Source organism: Shewanella sp. SR1 (assembly GCF_020447145.1).
Classification (GTDB): Bacteria; Pseudomonadota; Gammaproteobacteria; order Enterobacterales; family Shewanellaceae; genus Shewanella; species Shewanella baltica.
This window is the reverse complement of record NZ_JAJAEF010000006.1, coordinates 151641-164394: the sequence shown is the minus strand read 5'-3', so window position 1 is coordinate 164394 and position 12754 is coordinate 151641. Positions and strand designations below refer to the sequence as shown.

Here is a 12754-nt window from a genome sequence, read left to right as displayed (position 1 = left end):
CTCTAAATGCCCGGGCTTTGTCTCGGGCATTTTTATTTGCGGGTATAACTTGATGTTGAATTATTGAGCAATTAACTGTTGATTGGTGAAAACAAGCCTTAGACCACGGGCGAAATATTTGTGCTTATCTATACTCAAAACAATAAGGTTTTATTGCTAAGGTAAATTTGGGTTGAAGCCTAATAATACTAATAAAGGGGTCGATTATTGGACAAATCGGATCAGTGAATTAGAAATGCCCGCACTGTGTTCGACTGTTAAATCGCTAGAAAAGCTCGCCAAGGATGACGTTTCCTCTCTCGCATTACTTGGGCGTAGCGTGATGCACGATAACGCCTTAACCTCTCGTATTCTTCGAGTCGCCAATAGTGCTATTTATCATAAGGGGAGTAGCCAAATCTCCACCGTTAGCCGCGCCGCCATAGTGCTTGGTTTCGATGCGGTGCGAAATATCTGTATTACAGCTAAGTTACTCTCAAGCTTGTTGGAGAGTAAAAATCTCGCGCCCAATGTCTATCAAAGGTTAATTAAGTTGATGGCCAAAGCATTTCAAGCGGCCATGATTGCGCGGATGATGTTGAGTCATCATGACGAGGAGATGCAGGAGGAAGCCTTTATTGCCTCTTTGTTATATCACATAGGCGAGAGCGCTTTTTGGAGTATTGGGGGAGAATTTACTGAGGAGTTAGATTTAACTCTTTGCCAATGTGAAACGCCCGCCGAAGAGAGAAGTGCTACCCGCGAAGCCCTTGGTGCTTCTTTTTTGCAGCTCACCCAGAGTATTGCCCGCAATTGGGGATTGGGTGAGTTGCTGATCCAAGCGTTGAATTATCCAGAGGATCAGCGGCCAGATATTCGGGCTATTTTTCTTGCCGATAAGCTCTGCGACATTTTATCGCAACCCGTTCTCGATAAGCTCGAGTTAGCGAAACGTATGACTCAAGCGGCGAGTTTTACTGGGCTAGAAGAGAAAGAGTTTTTGGTACGAATGCAGCGCTGCGCGAATGCGACCCATAAGTTGGCAGAAGTGTACGGTGCTAAAGTGTTACTCGATTACTTGCCCGATCCTAAACGTATTGTCGCCGCTGAACCCGATCTACCTCCCATTCCGTTAGATATGCCAGTCTATCAAGTTAACTTGAATATTCAGTTAGCTAAGTTGCGTGAATTGACAGGTTTTGCCATTAATAAAGCAGATTTCAATCAGATAATGCAGACGGTTCTTGAAGGTGTTCTTGAGGGCGTGGGTGTTGACCGCTGCGGTGTTTTGTTGTTATCGCCAAGCCGTAAACAGCTCCAGCCTAGGGTGATATTGGGCCGTGATGCCGATGCGATAAAACAAGAGTTTATTATCGATTTGAGTGACAAACGTGGGCTATTTCATCAAGCGATGGAGCATAAGGCACCACTTTGGGTGGACGATCCCAGTTCTAAAAAATGGCAGGAGCAGTGCAAAGAATTACAGGCACGGCACGTGTCAAGGAAGGGCTTTTTACTGGCGCCTTTGTTGGTTGATAGCAAAGTGATCGGGTTTTATTATGCTGATAGGGGCCCTTCGGAAAGGGCATTTGAAGAAGTGGATTTTCAAAGTTTTATCCACTTCTCCCAATTGGCGAATGTGTGTTTTACGGTGTCCTTGAGATAGCGTTCGCTGTTAACTTTTTTATCTTAACGCTGGTTTTTTGAAACCGTACAATTTGAAACAGCGATGCTATCGAAATCTAACTTTTATAAATTGTACGCTTTCGAAACCCTATTCGGCGGAGTACGGCATTATTGTTTTTTTGCGGCTTTGATCTCGGTGGTGATCTGTTTCGCGATCTCATTGGGGATTGGGAAACTTAAGTGGTATTGCGCAATTTTCCAGTAGCCATCGGTTTTGATCAAAGTACCGGTTCCTCGACTGACACCATAGGCGGGGCTATTTAATAACTCGTCGAACAATATGACGTCGCCATATTGGATTAAATGCCGCTCCTTTAAATCATAGCGCCAACCTTTTGTAGGGCGGGAGTAATGTTCAAATTCCGCCATTCCCCAACGTTCACTCGCATCCGTACCAATAAAAATGCCGTCTTTTCGGTACAGGGCAAAATACTTATCCCAATCGGCATCGCTTGAATATTGGTTGAGTAAATCCAACACCTGAGCTGCCGCTTGTTGGTCTGAACTCGATGTTGTTTGAGCGCCTTGGACTTGAGTGTCTTGTGTTTGAGCGCTTTGTGTTGGCGAGTCCTGTGCCTGTGCGCTTACATTAAGGCCGACGAGCATTAATACGCTGAGCAGTAACCCCAAGCTAATGCGAATAATATTAGTGGCACGACTGGCATTAGTCGCGCGACTCATATTAGCGGCGCGATTAACAGTGGTGCCTTTAACTGCGAATGCATGAGTGTCCTTGAGCATTTTGCGTGTCTCTAGTTTGAGTGGTTAATGCCAGTTTATCGGATCGAGTTGATAAAAGCGGCTCAGTTCCCGATACAAGTCTGGGTGTTGTTGGTAGAAATCCTCTGGCTTTTCAAAAAAGACTTCAGTAATAACGGCAAAAAATTCAGCGGGATTCGTCGCACCATAGTAATTAAATATTGAGGGTATGCCAAAGTTTGCGCTGTGCTGTAATTGGGTGAAAGCCTTGCTTAGTACTTCTGACCAAGTGCTGTAATCGGCAAAATGCTGCAGTATCGGCGCGCCATTGGCTTGGCCGTCTTCTTGATCGAGCTGATGGGCAAACTCGTGGATCACGACATTATTGCCATCGTGGGGATCGGCGGCGCCGTCTAAGGTATTTTTCCACGAGAGCACCACTTTGCCGTATTCCCAAGATTCGCCCGCCAGCACATTGCGTTGTTCCCACACAATACCGCTCGTGTCTCTATGTTGATTATTAACGATAAAGGCATCGGGATAGACCAAAATTTGTTTCAGTTTGGGGTAAAAGTCTGTTTTTCGATTGAGCAGCAGGAGGCACGCCTGTGCTGCGATAGTGACTCTGACTTCATCGGTGATCTCGAAATCATCGCAGCCAACAAACTCCTTTTCATCGATGAAGATTTGGATAAGCCGTTTGAGCTGTAGCTGTAAATCTGTCGGTAACGCATGGAAGTAAGGCAGTCTTTTTTTGAGAATGCTGCGCCATTCTTTTGGAAAGGGTTTGGCCGTGACTCGGCGGCGGTGCAAGGTTTTGCGCCAACGACTTGAAAGTAGCCAAGCAATTGCCCCGACTCCGAGGATAAGCGTGATAACAATAGCGAGCATACTTTCCCTGACCTGATCCTGATTAACTTAGTATTAGCTAATGGGGGTGAAGAGGACTTAACTCAATCCTTTGCTGAAAAAAGAAACGTTTCTGCCGCCGCGATTGGCGCCTTAGGAATAGCGAATGGGTTGGCCGAGGAGGGCTTCGGTGCGGTTACGTCCCGTCAGTTTGGCATGATAGAGGGCTTCATCGGCGCGATTAATTAAACTATTGGCATCCAGCTGTTGCGGTAGTTGCCAGCAAGTAATCCCGGCGCTGATGGTAAGTATGCCCGCATGGGGAGAGTCTTCATGGGGAATTTCTAGGCTGATGATTTTCTCCCGCAATAGTTCGGCAAATTGATAGACCTCTTCGAGATGACTCGATGGCAGCACTATCATAAATTCCTCACCGCCATAGCGGGCAAGCATGTCAGTTGGGCGTTTTAAGATGGATTTAGCGGCGTTAACAATGTTCTTCAGGCATTGATCGCCGGTGACATGGCCGTATCTGTCGTTAAATTGTTTAAAGTTATCAATATCAAACAGAATGATGCCAAGGGGCATATTGTGATCCCTTGCATACTCGAGTTCTTTTTGGAGTTGTATGTCTAAATAACGGCGGTTGTAGCAGCCTGTTAGTCCGTCGGTTTCCGCCATTCCTTTAACCTGGGCCGCATAGCTTTTTAGGGTTTCTAAAGAGTTCACCATTTGCTGCAGTTCTAGGTTGTCAGTGACCGGCATGTGGGTGTCGAGCTTTTCATTGGCGATAGCGTTCATGGCATCTCGCGTCGCCATCACAGGTTTGATAATGCCCTTAGTGATAAAGTGCCAGCTGGTGAGCCAGATGAAGAAGCAATACAGAATACCACTGCAGAAAATCAATATGATAAATGCGGTGCTGTCGCTTTTAAGTTCGCCGCCCGTTTGTTGGATTTCATTCTCGACTTGGTTGACCAGATTTTGGGTATAGGTCGCTACGATTTGCGCGGCATCGGCTTGGTACTCTAAATGCGCATTGGCGATATGCGTGCTTTTAATGGCCTTGCGTGAAAGTTCAAACAGGTTATCTTCACCGACCATGGTCTGTTTTATTTGCGATAACAAATTAAAATATAAACTGGTATCTCCGCTAACGCCCTCGAGAATCGCCTCCATATTTAACAGCAGCCGCATCGCTTCTCTTTGGGTGCGGTTAAGCTCAACCAGATTGTCGATAATTTTTACCTGAGATAGGCGGGTAAATAAGTGTTCTCCCAAATGACTAAATTGAGACAATTGCTGGTTGGTATTGATATTCATCGCAATTTTATCAAAATTTTTCAGCTTAAGCTGACGCTCTGAATCGGCATTGATGCTGTGAAATTGGGTCTGCATTTCATCGGTAAATCCCGATGCCATTGAGGTTAAATTGGCTTGAATATTTGTTGCTTGTAAATTGGCTTGTAGGGCGGAATCGGTTAACTCGGCAAGTAATGGCAGCTGTTGTAAATAGTAAAGTTGGATATCTAACGCGTGATTCAATTCTTGCTTACTGACACTAGAGGTTTCAATTAAGGCCAGTAATCGGGAGTCATTAATTAATAGTTCCCACTGCGCCGAGAGCTCACTCAATAGGCGAAGTCTTTGCTGTTCATTATCATAATGATTAAGACGCGCTGTGATGATTTGGAGTTTTTCACTGTTTTTTGCCAGTTGCAGCGCAGTGGTGACTTTTACCACATCGACGCCCACCAGTTGCTCAATTTCTGATTTCAGTTGCTGTGACAGCAGTATGGCGACGACACCATTAAACAGCGCCATGCCCACTATGATATAGAAGGCTAAGGTTATTTTTTTTTTTAGGCTTTTCAGCGGTTTAGTGCTTGTCATTGGTTTTCTTGTCAATCGCAGGTACCTCTCCATAGGTATTTTGGAGGTGTTTTATCTCTGCACTTAATTTAATGAAAATATCCTCGCTGTCAGCGGGCCTGCGGCTAGCGCGATAACAAGCATGGCTGAGTTCAGGGTAAATCTGTCCCATGGCGGTACTGGTAAAATGCCCAAGTTCTAGCACTTTAGTTGACCAAAACATATTAGCGATATGGCTTGCTTCGAATGCCCCCGCTATGGTCCTTAACGATTCACTTTTTAATTCGGGGGCGGTCACGACATCCATACGACAGGGATTACCGCCGCCGAGAGCATAAGCGTGTTGCGCCTCATAGGTGCCCATGTACTTGATGAGCCAATAGGCCGCTTGGGGATTTTTGCTGTCGTAGCTCACGGCAAAAGCATAGGCGCCGTTATAGGGATAACCGCCGGGCACTTGGCTCACAGCAAGACGTGCGCCGGGAATATTTTGTTCAACTTTAAAAGATTTGTGCCACAAATTATTGTAGGCAAAAGGCCACATTGCCGCTTGGCCTGTAGCGATTGCATTGGCGGCCTCATTGAAGGCAAATTGCTCGTTAACAGGTACGGCATAGGGCATTAATTCGCGGTACAGCTTTGCGGCTTCTATTGCCTCATAGTTGATACTGGGGACTTCAAAATGACTGATCTGTTTTTGGTCGTTATAAATTGGCTGCATCCAAGCGCCGCCTAAGCTCCAGATCATGCTGGAAAATTCATCGTTAATATGTGGCTTATCGCCCGACATTAGCGCTAGGCCGTAAAAGTCGTGGGTCAACATTTTATCCGCCAACATAGCGCCCGCTTTACGAGTGAAGAACTGGGCTTGATCCCGTAACTCGGTTAAGGTTTTTGCTGGCGCGAGTGGGTAGCCGAACTGGCTCTGAAAGCGTGTTTTTTCGGTTTTATTATCGAAGAGATCCGCTCGGTAATGATTGCCCATCACATAGTTGTTGTAGGGAATCGCATGGATTTCACCATGGTAGGACAAAATATTCAGTAGCGATGGGTAATAGGGTTCTAGGTATTTCTCCATGGCCTTTTCACCATCGGGATCGTACAGTTTCGCGAGTTCGACTAAGGGCACAGTGTAGCCATTGGCGGCCCATTCTTTTGCCCAGCCAGCTTCCATCGTTAGCAAGTCGTATTTGCCCGAACCTTGGAGTAAATCTTGGGTCTGTAAGTTAAACATAGTGTCTAGCTCAGTGCTGATCACTTGCACTTTGACGCCAGTTTTTTCGGTAAATTTAGGCAACATTTCTTGGGTTAAATAGTCGGTCCAAAATCCCTTTTCTGCGACTAAGGTGATGGGCGTTTTGTTCGTGAGCGGCGGGATTTGTGCCAATGAAAACTCTGCGTAGCAGGGCATCAGAAACGCGGCGCTTAAACAAAGGCAAATAAGTCGGATCGGCTTTAACAAAAAATACACCTTAATGTTGCGTATTAACCCTGAATAAATATCATTTATTCAGCATTCTGTACATTTAAGGATAGGTGGGATCAGAATTTATGCCGCGATTTTATTGTGGTTTTTATCTTGGTGCTTGTTCTTAAGTAAAAAAGCCGATAACCCGAGCTTAGCTGAGTTACCGGAAAAGGGTGGGAGTATTGCGAAGCGTTAACGGTTTTGGATCTGTTGTTCTCGTAATTGCCTCAGGGCAATGGGCAGTTCGTAATGTTGTTCAATCAAGAATCGGAGCAGTTTCGATTTGGAGAGCGTGCTTTCTTCCGACAAGGTGGCGAGCTGGCTAATAGCCGCTTCGCTGAGTGAAAACGTTGCCTTGCGATAGTGAGTTGTGGCCTCTACTTTTGCTGGCGATAAGACTTCAGTCCTTAAGCTCAGTTTGTGTAAGCGCAGCACATTGGAATGACTCTGCCCTATATCGGTCGTTATGTTAGCGACCTTTGAGTCAGCGGTGTTAGCGTTTGTTGCATCCGCTTCAAAAGCGAAATGACTGCTTTTTGTCTTATTTAGGCTTTGTCCCATGGCATATAAGTTTGCTGCCTCAATAAATTCATCTAACGAAAGCGACTGTTGTATGCTGCTAGATGGCATAGCGTTTTTCTTGAGGTCGCTGAGTCCCATTTTGCCCCCTTTGTTGAGTGGTAAGGTGAGTGGGTTGAGTTTGATGGAGCAAACCATTATTGAGCAAACCATTATTTGTCAAACCATTGTGCATCTGACCCTTACCAGCACTCTGAGCGAGCATCGCAGGATGTAGGCGGTCTTCTAAATTGGCGGCGCAATCAACTTGGAACAGTTCACAGGCGATAGTGCGGATTTCGTCGGCGGCCTTTCCGCTAGGGTCGATTTCAATCACTGACAGCCCCGACTCTTCGCTGTCATCATACACATTCCTGCAGTAGGTTATTGCATCAAGGACATTGATATCATAGGTTTTACAGACTTCTTTGGCTTCTAAAATTCGGTTAGCTTGATTAGGTAAACTTGGACATTGGGTGATCACAAATGAAGCCTGTAGCTTTGGGTTTATCATCTTACAGGTTGCGACGATATCGTCCATGTGGCTAACGGTTTTCAAATCGCGACGCTTAGGTCTTAAGGGCATTAAAATGTAAGCAGCGACAGACATGGTTGCACGTAGCGCTAAGTTATCTTGACCACCACAGTCGACTATGACGACATCATAATGTTGTTCAAGACTGAGCAAGTCATTACGGATCTTGCCGTAAAGCTGCACGCAATTAATGCTGGCTAATTTGGGATTATTGTTCCTTGCCTGGATCCAATCTGATGTGGTGCGTTGGGGATCGCAGTCCACCATAATGACTGAGGCATTGCATTCTGTGGTTAGAAAGACAGCTATGTTTTGGGCTAAACAACTTTTACCGCTGCCGCCTTTTTCTCCGCCGATTAACACTATCATGACGCATTCCTTAATTCTTCTGATGACCCTTGGGCAGCGAGTTGATGAGTTGGGAGCCACACCGTTTTTGTGCTCGAAATCGAATGTAAACCTTATGTTAATCCCAGTCAATTGGCTGATTTTTGACGGTTTTTGATTAAATTGTCAGCAATGGTTTTTTGTCAGCATCTGGTCATGTGCCGTTAATTTGACGAGCAACAGGTGAGGAGGGATGTATCAGTACGATTTTTTATCTTATTGGTTTTAAATGGTTTTATTTATTTTATATCTACTTGCAGGCTTGTTTGTTGTAATCGATGGCTATGCACAGGATGTGAATTCTGGTTTTTTATTTCTCTATCGGTATAAATGTTAATTTTATATTGCTAAATGTTATTAATGAATCCGTGTAAAGAATCGACTTCTCAGTCGAAAGTGGTCTTGTTTGGTGAGGTGCTTGTCATCAAACTGCCAAATGCTGGCTTTATCATCTCTTAGACTGCCGTCTAAATCGCTTGCAATTTCAACCATGAGAGAAGGGATGCCAAATGGATATCAAAACTATTATGCCTATTAAGTTTGAACTCGTTGAAACAGCACCGCTATTCCATGAATTACTCAATCTGCGTAGTGCCGCTGGCCGCCCTTCGATCGGTGTTGAGCTTGCGGATGTGCAGGCACTGTTTTGGGTCTCTATCCGATTGAGTGACAATGCTGAAATGGAGCATGCTGGCGCGGGAGTCGCTAAGTCTAATCTGTTAGCTACGGCGTGTGTTTACGGTAATAAGCCTGGGCATTTGGCCATTGAAGATTTTATCGTGTTGCCCGAATACCAATCCTATGGGCTGGCGAAGATCATGCTTGAGCGAGTGATGGACTTTGTCGATGGACACGCAAGTTCTGGGACTTGTGTCAGCATTACCGCCTATGGTGAGTCTGAACGCTTATGCAGTGAATATGGTTTTCAATATGCGCCATGCGCTAATTTAGGGCCAAATCTATTAAAAATTGTTGCTTAGGATTCAGCTGAGAATGTAGTTTGTGCGTTTATGGTACTCACCTTAAGTGTTGGATGACTTATGTGGGAGTGTTGTATGAGTTAACGGCGACATTGATTGGCTTATGTTGTAGCATCCTTGGGATTATCGGGACGAACTGCGCGAGATAACAATCTATGGATCAGCAACTACTCATCGACGCTGTAAATCAAAAAATGCCCTTTGGTAAGTACGCTGGACGTAAGTTGCTGGAATTACCCGAGCCCTATTTGGTGTGGTTCCATAAGCAAGGTTTCCCCCAGGGCAAACTCGGTGAGCAATTAGCCCTAATGTACGAAATCAAGCTTAATGGTTTAGAAGGCATGCTAAAACCGCTGTTGAAATGAGTTCCCTTCTTTTAAGAAAAATACTGCTTTTGCGATAAGTGTTGTATTTCGTGATAGAGATTAGCGATTTATTGTTTTTAGCATGCTTTAATGCAGCATATTAGCAAAACAAAAGGAACGCAGGCATGATGGCAAAATGGGTAAAATTAGCGGCAGTAGCGACTTTAGCGTTAGGCATATCAAGTGCTTGGGCTCAAGGTGTCACCCACGAGGGTACTGTTGTTGATACGATGAACGGTGGTGGTTACACCTACGTACAGATTAAAGAAGCTGACACTACTTTTTGGGCTGCGGGTCCTCAAACTGAAGTGAGTAAAGGCGATAAAGTGGCTGTGGTTGAACAAATGTGGATGAACGAATTCACCAGTAAAACTTTAAACCGCACCTTTGATAAGCTGTTATTTGTCGGTCAAATCGATAAGAAGTAACAGTAACGAGTGCGCTAACCTGTGCGCCTCTTTAAGCAAACGGCTTCGATATTATCGAGGCCGTTTTTGTTTCTAACCATTAAAACCGCAAAATTTGAGCCTATCTCGATTAAGCGAAACGCGGCAAAATAGCACTATTGCTAGCGGTTATTACTCAACAGAGAACAATTAAGTGACGGCGTTTGAACAGTTCGAGATCCAGCCTTATCAGCCATGTTATGCCCGTGAGGTGAGTGAGTTATTTCATCTTTGTGTGCATAACATTACCCATGCTCGTTATTCACAAGCGCAACTTGCAGCTTGGTCTGCGGCGCCAAGATCGGCTAAACATTGGGATTTGCGCTTAAACCGCTCGAAGGCGTGGGTAGTATTAGTCAAAGATGCAGCGACAGCTTCTTTAATTTGCTGCGGTTTTATCAATGTCGAAACCCATTTTGCGCACCAAGGTTATGTAGACAGCTTATATATCCATCCAGATTATCAAGCTAAGGGATTGGGTGAGCGTGCCTATCGTGTTTTAGAAGCGTGGGCTAAGGCGCAAGGCTATGCGCGCTTGAGTGTGGACGCCTCTTATCTCTCTAAAGGGTTATTTACCCGTATGGGATTCATTCAAATACAGCGCAGTTATCAGCAAAAACTTGGGCAAGTGATCCCGGGCTTCTATATGGAGAAGAATATGGAGAAGAATATTTAACGTTAGCTTACTAGGGGTTCAACCAAAAAGTAATGTAAGGTATTCCACAGTAAAACATTAGCTTAACGCCGTTGAGTGACACGATTTAAGTTAAATCAGCACTATTTAACTTAAATTAGAATACGGTTAATCTTAAGCGATTAACAATTCAAGATGGAGGGCAGAGAATGAAGATCCGACTATTTACGCCATCGGATGTCTCGCAGCTGGCGGCGATCTTTGAGGCGAGTGTAATGCAAGGCTCTGGCGAGTTTTACTCGTTTGCCGAGCGCTCTGCTTGGGCTTATATCGAAGGTGAGATCCGCAGTGAGAACTATTGGCTCGAACGCTTAAAGGGCACCACGATTTGGGTTGCTGAAGCGGATAACATGCTGGTGGGATTTATCAATCTTAAGATAGGTGCCGACAGTGAAGTTGAAGCCGCTGCCGAAGTGGAATGTCTGTTCGTTCATCCCGAATATGCCCGTTCTGGGGTGGCCACCTCTTTGTATTTTGCGTTGTTTGAAGAAGTTAAAATTTTAGCGCTGAAACGATTAACGGTTGAAGCATCCTATCTCGCGCGACCATTTTTTGAAAAACAAGGATTTCGCAGTATTCGCCGTAATGAACATAAGCGTTTTTTGAATGCGGCGGATAAAGCACAGGGCCAAGCCCAAGTGTTGGTCAATTTCAGCATGACACTCGCGCTTTAACTCAGCTTATCAAAGTGCTGGTCTGGTTCGCTCAACGAGGCCGTTAGCACTGCTTTTATAACATCGCCTTATAACATGGCCATCAAAACGCCAATAAAAAACACTGCCAAAGATGACTTGTGGCAGTGCTTCTAGGTGAGTGATTATCAAGCTGGCATGTAATCACTTGCTCAACCGTTTGCTCAATGACTTGCTTAATCGTTTACTCAATCGTTAAGTGGTTTTACTGAGTGGTTCAGTTAAGCCATTCGCTCGTATTACGCGTTAGCTGACAAGTCGAATACTAGTGCGGTGACTTGGCCGCTTGTCGCCGTAAAGTCGACACTCGCAAGTTGGGTCAGATGTGCGCCGTCTCCAGTCGTGAGTGTTGTGCCATTGATATCTAGCGTACCTTCAATCAATTGAACATACAGATGACGACTCGCTTGTTCGGCGGTTCTGGCCATCGTCACTTTTTCGTCTTCGCTTAATACTAAACGATATAGGGTCGCATCCTGTTGCACTTTCAGCGTGCCATTTTCACCGTTTGGTGTCACCACAGCCGTCAGCGGTGAGCTCTGCTTGAATGCCTTTTGCTGATAACCCGCATCGATGCCTAAGGTATCTGGGCGGATCCAAATCTGTAAAAAGTGTAGCGGCTCAGTATTAGAAGCATTGAACTCGCTGTGGTAAATGCCTTTACCCGCCGACATCAATTGAAACTCACCTGCGGGTAAGGTTTTGATATTACCGAAACTATCTTTATGGGCGATAGTGCCAGATATCACGTAACTGATGATCTCCATGTCTTTATGGCCATGGGTATCAAAACCTGCGCCGGGCGTTACTCTGTCATCGTTGATGACTCTTAGGGATGAAATCCCCATGTGCTCTGGGTCATAGTAACTAGAGAAAGAGAAGGTATGTTGACTCTTTAGCCAGCCTAAATCTGCTTGACCGCGGTCCTGTGCTTTTCTTAATGTGATCATCTTGCTTCCCCTTTATTTGATGCGGTTAGCGAATAGGTTATCGATAGCGAACTTACCGGCACCTGAAACCGCCAATGACACTGTGGCTGCTAGTAGGGCGAGACCAAATTCGTAACCGTTGTTGGCAAGGAACAGACCGTTGCCTATGTGTACTGAGAAAATCGCTATTATCATAGTGAATGACAATACGAGGGCGGTTGGGCGAGTCAGCAGGCCGAGTAACAGGAATAGGCCGCCGAAGAATTCACTTGAACCTGCCATCAGTGCCATTAAGTAACCTGGCGTCAGACCAATGGATGCCATCCATTGTCCAGTGCCTTCTAAACCGTACCCACCGAACCAGCCAAACAGTTTTTGTGAACCATGGGCGATTAAGATAATCCCGATAGGAATACGCAGTGCCAGTGGGGCAAGACTAGGGGCTGATTTGAGTGTTTTTGCGATGAGTGCTTTCATGGGGTATTCCTTATTTCAAATTATTTAACAAGTATTTAAGTGTGTTGTTCAATCAGTTTTAACTCAGTTTTTAAATCTGTTCTAACTTAACTTTACTCAGTATCTACATCCGATTTCGGCAGTGAGTTCCGCAGAACC

General features: G+C 45.2%; 14 protein-coding genes. 6 read left to right on the top strand and 8 right to left on the bottom strand.

Annotated elements, in window-relative coordinates:
* Positions 1–172 precede the first annotated feature (172 nt).
* Positions 173–1645 carry an HDOD domain-containing protein gene (locus tag KV201_RS07675; RefSeq protein ID WP_226058973.1) on the top strand — a complete coding sequence of 491 codons (1473 nt, stop codon included), beginning with the start codon at positions 173–175 and terminating at the stop codon, positions 1643–1645.
* 128 nt (positions 1646–1773) lie between these two features.
* Here the strand turns inward: KV201_RS07675 and KV201_RS07670 are convergent, their stop codons facing one another.
* The 6 genes from KV201_RS07670 to KV201_RS07645 form a co-directional block, all read right to left on the bottom strand.
* Positions 1774–2406, bottom strand: coding sequence for a nuclear transport factor 2 family protein (locus tag KV201_RS07670; RefSeq protein WP_226058972.1), 633 nt, complete (start codon positions 2404–2406; stop codon positions 1774–1776).
* Between the two features lie 24 nt (positions 2407–2430).
* Complete coding sequence (locus tag KV201_RS07665) at positions 2431–3255, bottom strand: zinc-dependent peptidase (protein WP_006085694.1); 825 nt, start codon at positions 3253–3255, stop codon at positions 2431–2433.
* Between the two features lie 111 nt (positions 3256–3366).
* Complete coding sequence (locus KV201_RS07660) at positions 3367–5106, bottom strand: GGDEF domain-containing protein (protein ID WP_226058971.1); 1740 nt, start codon at positions 5104–5106, stop codon at positions 3367–3369.
* Entirely contained in the window at positions 5093–6496 is a 1404-nt protein-coding gene (locus KV201_RS07655; RefSeq protein WP_226058970.1) for an ABC transporter substrate-binding protein, read from the bottom strand. Before KV201_RS07655 ends, KV201_RS07660 begins: the two co-directional genes overlap by 14 nt.
* 249 nt (positions 6497–6745) lie before the next feature.
* Positions 6746–7213 (bottom strand): CopG family transcriptional regulator, encoded by a 468-nt coding sequence (locus tag KV201_RS07650; RefSeq protein ID WP_226058969.1) that lies wholly within the window; start codon positions 7211–7213, stop codon positions 6746–6748.
* Positions 7173–8015, bottom strand: coding sequence for an AAA family ATPase (locus tag KV201_RS07645; RefSeq protein ID WP_226058968.1), 843 nt, complete (start codon positions 8013–8015; stop codon positions 7173–7175). Before KV201_RS07645 ends, KV201_RS07650 begins: the two co-directional genes overlap by 41 nt.
* Positions 8016–8542: 527 nt before the next feature.
* Here KV201_RS07645 and KV201_RS07640 point away from each other — a divergent pair.
* From KV201_RS07640 to KV201_RS07620, 5 genes are all read left to right on the top strand, one after another.
* Positions 8543–9013, top strand: a complete 471-nt coding sequence (locus KV201_RS07640) for a GNAT family N-acetyltransferase (protein WP_226058967.1) — start codon at positions 8543–8545, stop codon at positions 9011–9013.
* A gap of 155 nt (positions 9014–9168) precedes the next feature.
* Positions 9169–9378, top strand: a complete 210-nt coding sequence (locus tag KV201_RS07635) for a DUF3820 family protein (protein ID WP_006082494.1) — start codon at positions 9169–9171, stop codon at positions 9376–9378.
* 125 nt (positions 9379–9503) lie between these two features.
* A complete protein-coding gene (locus KV201_RS07630; RefSeq protein WP_106649949.1) occupies positions 9504–9806 on the top strand; it encodes an NrfJ in 303 nt (100 codons plus the stop codon).
* A 172-nt stretch (positions 9807–9978) separates the two neighbouring features.
* Positions 9979–10500, top strand: coding sequence for a GNAT family N-acetyltransferase (locus KV201_RS07625; RefSeq protein ID WP_226058966.1), 522 nt, complete (start codon positions 9979–9981; stop codon positions 10498–10500).
* A 167-nt stretch (positions 10501–10667) separates the two neighbouring features.
* On the top strand, positions 10668–11192 hold the full coding sequence (locus KV201_RS07620) for a GNAT family N-acetyltransferase (RefSeq protein ID WP_006082491.1): 525 nt from the start codon (positions 10668–10670) through the stop codon (positions 11190–11192).
* A 257-nt stretch (positions 11193–11449) separates the two neighbouring features.
* On the opposite strand, the gene KV201_RS07615 is transcribed toward KV201_RS07620, so the two are convergent.
* A complete protein-coding gene (locus KV201_RS07615) occupies positions 11450–12160 on the bottom strand; it encodes a pirin family protein (protein ID WP_226058965.1) in 711 nt (236 codons plus the stop codon).
* A gap of 12 nt (positions 12161–12172) precedes the next feature.
* The gene (locus KV201_RS07610) at positions 12173–12616 is read right to left on the bottom strand and encodes a DoxX family protein (protein WP_011847349.1); all 444 of its coding nucleotides are present in this window, start codon (positions 12614–12616) and stop codon (positions 12173–12175) included.
* Positions 12617–12754 lie beyond the last annotated feature (138 nt).

Excerpts from the sequence above, each read along its gene's own strand:
- KV201_RS07655 (WP_226058970.1), bottom strand. The coding sequence starts at position 6,496 with ATGCCCTGCTACGCAGAGTTTTCATTGGCACAAATCCCGCCGCTCACG.
- KV201_RS07610 (WP_011847349.1), bottom strand. The coding sequence starts at position 12,616 with ATGAAAGCACTCATCGCAAAAACACTCAAATCAGCCCCTAGTCTTGCC.
- KV201_RS07615 (WP_226058965.1), bottom strand. The coding sequence starts at position 12,160 with ATGATCACATTAAGAAAAGCACAGGACCGCGGTCAAGCAGATTTAGGC.
- KV201_RS07665 (WP_006085694.1), bottom strand. The coding sequence starts at position 3,255 with ATGCTCGCTATTGTTATCACGCTTATCCTCGGAGTCGGGGCAATTGCT.
- KV201_RS07635 (WP_006082494.1), top strand. The coding sequence starts at position 9,169 with ATGGATCAGCAACTACTCATCGACGCTGTAAATCAAAAAATGCCCTTT.
- KV201_RS07650 (WP_226058969.1), bottom strand. The coding sequence starts at position 7,213 with ATGGGACTCAGCGACCTCAAGAAAAACGCTATGCCATCTAGCAGCATA.
- KV201_RS07660 (WP_226058971.1), bottom strand. The coding sequence starts at position 5,106 with ATGACAAGCACTAAACCGCTGAAAAGCCTAAAAAAAAAAATAACCTTA.
- KV201_RS07670 (WP_226058972.1), bottom strand. The coding sequence starts at position 2,406 with ATGCTCAAGGACACTCATGCATTCGCAGTTAAAGGCACCACTGTTAAT.
- KV201_RS07620 (WP_006082491.1), top strand. The coding sequence starts at position 10,668 with ATGAAGATCCGACTATTTACGCCATCGGATGTCTCGCAGCTGGCGGCG.
- KV201_RS07640 (WP_226058967.1), top strand. The coding sequence starts at position 8,543 with ATGGATATCAAAACTATTATGCCTATTAAGTTTGAACTCGTTGAAACA.
- KV201_RS07645 (WP_226058968.1), bottom strand. The coding sequence starts at position 8,015 with ATGATAGTGTTAATCGGCGGAGAAAAAGGCGGCAGCGGTAAAAGTTGT.
- KV201_RS07630 (WP_106649949.1), top strand. The coding sequence starts at position 9,504 with ATGATGGCAAAATGGGTAAAATTAGCGGCAGTAGCGACTTTAGCGTTA.